The organism is Cupriavidus necator (assembly GCF_040578825.1).
Taxonomy (GTDB): Bacteria; Pseudomonadota; Gammaproteobacteria; order Burkholderiales; family Burkholderiaceae; genus Cupriavidus; species Cupriavidus necator_E.
Genome location: NZ_JBEFLI010000043.1, coordinates 53,904 through 60,348, shown reverse-complemented (window position 1 = coordinate 60,348; position 6,445 = coordinate 53,904). Strand labels below are relative to the sequence as shown.

5 protein-coding genes and 1 tRNA gene are annotated in these 6,445 nt (G+C 65.8%); 3 read left to right on the top strand and 3 right to left on the bottom strand.

Features of this window, described 5'->3' with window-relative positions; translation table 11 throughout:
• Positions 1-25 precede the first annotated feature (25 nt).
• The gene (gene rnr, locus AB1I47_RS20860; RefSeq protein ID WP_354685621.1) at positions 26-2,629 is read right to left on the bottom strand and encodes a ribonuclease R; all 2,604 of its coding nucleotides are present in this window, start codon (positions 2,627-2,629) and stop codon (positions 26-28) included.
• 70 nt (positions 2,630-2,699) lie between these two features.
• On the opposite strand from rnr, the gene AB1I47_RS20855 reads away from it, so the two are divergent.
• The 3 genes from AB1I47_RS20855 (at position 2,700) to AB1I47_RS20845 (ending at position 4,291) form a co-directional block, all read left to right on the top strand.
• A tRNA-Leu gene (locus AB1I47_RS20855) sits at positions 2,700-2,786 on the top strand.
• Between the two features lie 356 nt (positions 2,787-3,142).
• A complete protein-coding gene (locus AB1I47_RS20850) occupies positions 3,143-3,577 on the top strand; it encodes an Rrf2 family transcriptional regulator (RefSeq protein ID WP_354685620.1) in 435 nt (144 codons plus the stop codon).
• A 102-nt stretch (positions 3,578-3,679) separates the two neighbouring features.
• Positions 3,680-4,291 carry an NAD(P)-dependent oxidoreductase gene (locus AB1I47_RS20845; RefSeq protein WP_354685619.1) on the top strand — a complete coding sequence of 204 codons (612 nt, stop codon included), beginning with the start codon at positions 3,680-3,682 and terminating at the stop codon, positions 4,289-4,291.
• Between the two features lie 49 nt (positions 4,292-4,340).
• Here AB1I47_RS20845 and AB1I47_RS20840 read toward each other — a convergent pair whose 3' ends face one another.
• Positions 4,341-4,910, bottom strand: coding sequence for a phosphoribosyltransferase (locus AB1I47_RS20840; protein WP_354685618.1), 570 nt, complete (start codon positions 4,908-4,910; stop codon positions 4,341-4,343).
• 124 nt (positions 4,911-5,034) lie between these two features.
• Positions 5,035-6,375: an adenylosuccinate synthase gene (locus tag AB1I47_RS20835; protein ID WP_354685617.1), complete on the bottom strand. Its 1,341-nt coding sequence runs from the start codon at positions 6,373-6,375 to the stop codon at positions 5,035-5,037.
• Positions 6,376-6,445 lie beyond the last annotated feature (70 nt).

Genomic DNA, 6,445 nt, shown 5'->3' with positions numbered 1-6,445 from the left:
GCGGGCAAGTCGGCCGCCGCCGGTTTCAACGCTTGCGCGGGGTGCGCGAGGTCTTGGCGGCCGACTTGCCCGCCGGTTTAGGCGAACGCGACTTGGAGGCCGGCTTGCGCGGCTTTTCCAGATGGGCGGGCTTGGGCTTGGCGGCGCGCTTGGCCGGCTTGCCGCCGGTCCTGACGTGCGGCTTGAGCGGCGTGATCACGGCCTCGAACACCGGCTGCTCCTCGATCACGCGGTCCAGCGTCTCGTCGAACGATTCCTCCGGCTTGGACGAACCGCCCAGCAGCGCCGCCAGCTGGCGGCCCTTCTTGCGCGCCGGCACCGCATGGGCGGCAGGCACGTGCGGCTGGGTCTCGATGCCCGCCACGCGCCCACGCAGGGTTTTCGCCGAGGGCTCCTGCACCAGCCGGAAATCGATCTTGCGGGCATCCAGGTCCACACGCGAGACCTGCACGCGCACGCGGTCGGTCAGCCGGTAGCGGATGCCGGTGCGTTCGCCGCGCAGCTCGTTGCGGGCCTCGTCGTACTGGAAGTAGTCGCTGCCCAGTTCGGTGACGTGGACCAGGCCTTCGACATACAGCTCGTCGAGCTGCACGAAGATGCCGAATGAGGTCACGGCGCTGACGGTGCCGGCAAAGTCACTGCCGAGCTTGTCGCGCATGAAATAGCACTTGAGCCAGGCCTCGACATCGCGCGAGGCCTCGTCGGCGCGGCGCTCGTTGGCAGAGCAGTGCAGCCCCAGCTCGTCCCAGATCGCCTCGTTGCGGCGTGCGCGCGCGGCGGTCAGTTCGGCCTTCTGCTCGGCGTCCTTGGCCTGCAGCTTGCGCGCCTTGGGCGAAATCGCGGTATTCAGCTCGGTGCCGTGGGCAAACGCCGGCTGGTACTTGGTGTGCGCCAGCACCGCCTTGATCGCGCGGTGCACCAGCAGGTCCGGATAGCGCCGGATCGGGCTGGTGAAGTGGGCATAGGCTTCGTACGCCAGGCCGAAGTGGCCGATATTGTCCGGGCTGTACACCGCCTGCTGCATCGAGCGCAGCAGCATGGTCTGCAGCATCGGCGCGTCGGGGCGGGACTTGATCTTGTCCATCACCTCGGCATAGTCCGAGGCCTGTGGCTTGTCGCCGCCGCCCAGCGACAGGCCGGCGGTGCGCAGGAACTCGCGCAGGTTCTTCAGCTTTTCTTCGTTGGGGCCGGCGTGGATGCGGTACAGCGCCGGGTGCTTGAAGCGCTCGAGGAAGTCCGCCGCGCATACGTTGGCGGTCAGCATGCATTCCTCGATCAGCCGGTGCGCGTCGTTGCGCGTGCGCGGCAGGATCTGTTCGATCTTGCCCTGCGCGTTGCAGACGATATAGGTCTCGGTGGTATCGAAGTCAATCGCGCCGCGTGCGCGCCGTGACTTGAGCAGGACCTGGAACAACTCATACAGGTTCTGCAGGTGCGGCACCAGCTCACCGCGCTTGTGCGCCTCGGGGCCCTTGGTGTTGGACAGCACCGCCCAGACCTCGTTGTAGGTCAGGCGCGCGGTCGAATGCATCACGGCCGGGTAGAACTGGTAGCCCTTGAGCTCGCCCTTGGCGGTGATCACCGCGTCGCACACCATGCACAGCCGGTCCACATTGGGGTTCAGCGAGCAAAGGCCGTTGGACAGCTTCTCCGGCAGCATCGGGATCACGCGGCGCGGGAAGTAGACCGAGGTGGCGCGATCGAGCGCATCGGCATCCAGCGGCGTGCCGGGGCGCACGTAGTGCGACACGTCGGCGATCGCCACGATCAGGCGCCAGCCCTTCGCGCGGCCGATCTTGACCGGCTCGCAGTAGACCGCGTCGTCGAAGTCGCGCGCGTCTTCGCCGTCGATGGTCACCAGCGGGATATCGCGCAGGTCGATGCGGTGGTCCAGGTCGGCCTGGCGCACCTCGTCCGGCAGCCCGGCGGCTTCCTGAGCCGCGGCGGGCGAAAACGCATGCGGCACGCCGTACTTGCGCACCGCGATCTCGATCTCCATGCCGGGATCGTCGATATCGCCCAGCACTTCCACCACGCGGCCCACGGGCTGCACGTAGCGATCGGGGTACTCGATCAGCTCGACGCTGACCACCTGCCCCACGCGTGCGTTGCCCTGCGCCTTGGGCGGGATCAGGATGTCCTGGCTGATGCGCTTGTCCTCGGGCGCCACCACCAGCACGCCACCTTCGCTGAGCAGGCGGCCGATGACGTAGCGGTTGGCGCGCTCGATGATCTCGACGATCTGCCCTTCGGGCCGGCCGCGGCGGTCGTAGCCCACCACGCGCACCTGCGCGCGGTCGTTGTGCATGGCCTTCTGCAGCTCGCGCTCGGGCAGGAAGATATCGTCTTCGCCATCGTCGCGGATCAGGAAGCCGAAGCCGTCGCGGTGGCCCTGCACGCGGCCGGTAACAAAGTTGGGCTGATGGGCCAGCTCATAGCGGCCCTTGCGGTTCAGTTCAATCTGGCCGTCGCGTTCCATCGCCGCCAGGCGCTTCTGGAAGCCGTCATGCTCCTTGCGCGTGACCGCGAGCGACTTGGCGATATCGCCGGCCGACAATGGGGATCCCGAGGTTCTCAGCACGCCCAGGATTTCTTCCCGGCTGGGGATCGGATAGCTGTTCTGATTCAATTTTTTCTGGAAACTATTTGACAAAATTCTTGCACTCGCTATAATGAGCGCTTCGGTTGTTTCGACACCTGCCCAGGTGGCGGAATTGGTAGACGCACTAGGTTCAGGTCCTAGCGGTGGCAACACTGTGGAGGTTCGAGTCCTCTCCTGGGCACCAGATCTTCAGAATACCCGCAGCGCTTTCGAGCCCTGCGGGTTTTTTGTTTTTGACGCTTGGTTCGCGTACCAGATCCGGCAACTTGCACTCCTTGCTGGCGGCCTTGCATGCCGCGGTGTCTAAAGTGTGAGCGTACGGGTTTTTTCCCGTCCGTGAAACCGCGCACCGTGCCCTGCGCGGCAGCCGAACCACATCGGAACGGCAATGTCGAGGAGTGTAACAGTTTCAGTGGCGATTCCGGCATTCTTGCGGCTGGTGACTTCCCTGCCTGCTCCCCTTTCCTTTCCTCCCCTTCTGCATCGCTTGACAGCCGCGTCGATGTGTAACTATCATGGTTTCACTTTGCATCTGACATCATGAGTACAAGCAGCCGGTTCGCCGTGGCGGTCCATATCCTCACCCTGCTGGCGAGCTCAGCGGAACCGCTGCCGTCGTCGCTGATCGCCGGCAGTGTCGGCACCAACCCGGCGCTGATCCGGCGGCTGGTGGGCCAGCTTGCCGAGGCGGGGCTGGTGACCACCACCATGGGCAGCACCGGCGGCGCCACGCTGGCGCGCCCGGCAGCGTCGATCACGCTGCTGGACGTGTTCCGCGCGGTGGAGACCACCGCGCTGATCACGCTGCACCAGAGCGCGCCCAATCCGGCCTGCCAGGTCGGCCGCGAGATCACCGGCGCGCTGCGCAAGGTCGCTGACCAGGCGCAGGCGGCGATGGACGATGCGCTCGCCGGCATCACCATTGCCGGCATGCTTGCCGATGTCGAGGCAGCCAGCCAGCGCCGCAAGCGCTGATTTTTTTATCCCAATGTGTAACCACCTTGGTTTCACATTGGCCGTTTCAACAAACTGTGTTTCAACCCTGACACCACGTCAGCAACCAAGTAAGGAGTGACCATGAAGATCGCAATCATCGGCGCCACCGGCCGTGTCGGCACGCGCCTGACCGACGAAGCCCTGCGCCGCGGGCACCAGGTGACCGCCATCGCGCGCCAGGCCAGCAGCCTGCCGGCACGAGAGGGCGTGACCGCCAAAGACGTGGACGCCACCGACACCGCCGCGTTGACTGCGGCCCTGTCAGGCCACGACGTCGTCATCAGCACCGCACGCTTCGCCAGCCTGAACGCGCAGCAGGTCACTTCGGCCGTGCGCCAGGCCGGCGTGCCGCGACTGCTGGTGGTGGGCGGTGCCGGCAGCCTGTATGTGGCACCCGACGTGCAGTTGGTCGATACCCCGGGATTCCCTGACGCCTACAAGGTCGAGGCGCTCGCCGGCCGCGATTTCCTTAACGCGTTGCGCGGCGAACAACAGATCGACTGGACGTTCCTGTCGCCGCCGGCGCTGTTCGAGCCGGGCGAGCGCACCGGCAAGTTCCGTATCGGGAAGGAAGACCTGCTGAGCGACGCAGCAGGCAAGAGCTGGATCTCGATGGAAGACTACGCCATCGCCAAGCTCGACGAGATCGAAAAGCCGGCGCATTCGCGCCAGCGTTTCACGGTCGGCTACTGAGGCCATCCGGTGCCGTGCCCCGCGGGCACGGCTTTCCACACGCGCGCGTTCAGCCGCGCGCGTCGTCGTCCAGCAGGCTGGCGCGCTTGCCGCGCTTGAGCCAAGCGGCAAGGTTGTGCGGGCGCAGCGTGTCGTACTCTTCGAACGGCTGGTGGATCCAGGGGTTCGACTCCAGGAAGGTCACGTGGTAGTCCGGCTCGACCTTGGAGCACGCCTTGTACCACAGCACCGCCGAGCGCACCTCGGTCACCGCCGGGTAGCGTTCCTTCAGATGGCGGCCCACGCGTTCCAGCGTGATGCCCGAATCCACCAGGTCGTCGACCAGCAGGATCTTGCCCGACAGTTCGCCGCGGGTCATGGTGATGTACTGCGCGATATCGAGGTCGCCCTGCTGCGTGCCGGCCGCCTCGCGGTAGCTGCTGGTGGCCAGGATCGCCAGCGGCACGTCGAAGATGCGCGACATCTGGTCGCCCACGCGCAAGCCGCCGCGCGCCAGGCACAGGATCTTGTCGAACTTCCAGCCCGACTCATGCACGTTCAGCGACAGACGCGCGATCAGGCGGTGATATTCGTCCCACGAGACCCACAGGTTCTCGTCGTCGTTGGTAGGCAGGTTCATCGTACTTGCTCTGTATGGCTTCCGGTCTGTTGACCGATATGGCTCGGCCCGCTTGCGCGGGCCGATTGTCTTTGGCGGGCCATCGCGCTCGTGACGCGGCGGCCGTGCGTGGGGTACTGCCGGGTCAGGCCTGGTACGGGTGACGCAGCAGGATGGTCTCGTCGCGATCCGGGCCGGTCGAGATCATGTCGATCGGAATGCCGACCACCTCTTCCACGCGCTTCAGGTAGACGCGGGCAGCTTCGGGCAGCGCGTCCCACGACTTCACGCCGAAGGTCGATTCGTTCCAGCCGGGGTATTCCTCATACACCGGCTCGCAGCGCGCCACGGCATCCGAGCCGCGCGGCAGGATGTCGACGGTCTTGCCGTCCAGCGCGTAGCCAACGCACAGCTTGATGGTTTCCAGGCCGTCGAGCACGTCAAGCTTGGTCATGCACAGGCCCGACACGCCGTTGATCTGCACCGAGCGCTTGAGCGCGGCGGCATCGAGCCAGCCGGTGCGGCGGGGACGGCCGGTGACCGAGCCGAATTCCTTGCCGACGTTGGCCAGCCGCACGCCCACCGGATCCTGGCGCGTGGGGTTGTCGTTGTCGTACAGCTCGCTCGGGAACGGACCCGAGCCCACGCGCGTGCAATACGCCTTGGTGATGCCCAGGATGTAGTTCAGCCGGCCCGGACCGACACCGGCGCCCGCGGCGGCCGCACCGGCCACGCAGTTGCTCGAGGTCACGTACGGATAGGTGCCGTGGTCGACGTCGAGCAGCGTGCCTTGCGCGCCTTCGAACATCAGGTTGCCGCCGGCGGCATTGACCGCGTACAACTCGGCCGACACGTCGGCCACCATCGGCGCCAGGCGCGGCGCATAGGCCAGCGCCTCGTCCAGCGTCTGCTGGAAGTCCACCGCCTCGGCGCCCAGGTACTGGGTCAGCATGAAGTTGTGCAGGTCCAGGTTTTCGCGCAGGCGCTCGGCGAACTGCTCGGGATCGAACAGGTCCTGCACGCGCAGCGCGCGGCGGGCCACCTTGTCTTCATAGGCCGGGCCGATGCCACGGCCGGTGGTGCCGATCTTGGCCGCGCCGCGGCGGGCTTCGCGCGCCTTGTCGATGGCGACGTGGTACGGCAGGATCAGCGTAGCCGCTTCGGAAATGCGCAGGCGGTTCTGCACCTGCAGCCCGGCGGTTTCGAGTTCATCGATTTCACGGAACAGCGCTTCGGGCGACAACACCACACCGTTGCCGATGTAGCAGATCGTGCCTTCACGCATGATGCCCGAGGGGATCAGGCGGAGAATGGTCTTCTTGCCGCCGATGATCAGGGTGTGGCCAGCGTTGTGGCCGCCCTGGAACCGCACCACGCCCTTTGCCTGGTCGGTAAGCCAATCGACGATTTTTCCTTTGCCTTCGTCACCCCACTGGGTGCCGATCACGACGACATTGCGTCCCTGGCCTACTGCGGATGCGGACATATTGCTTTGGTCAATAGGTTAAAAACGTATTCTACTCTTGTTGCCGGTCGATTCCCGATTTTTGGGCTCG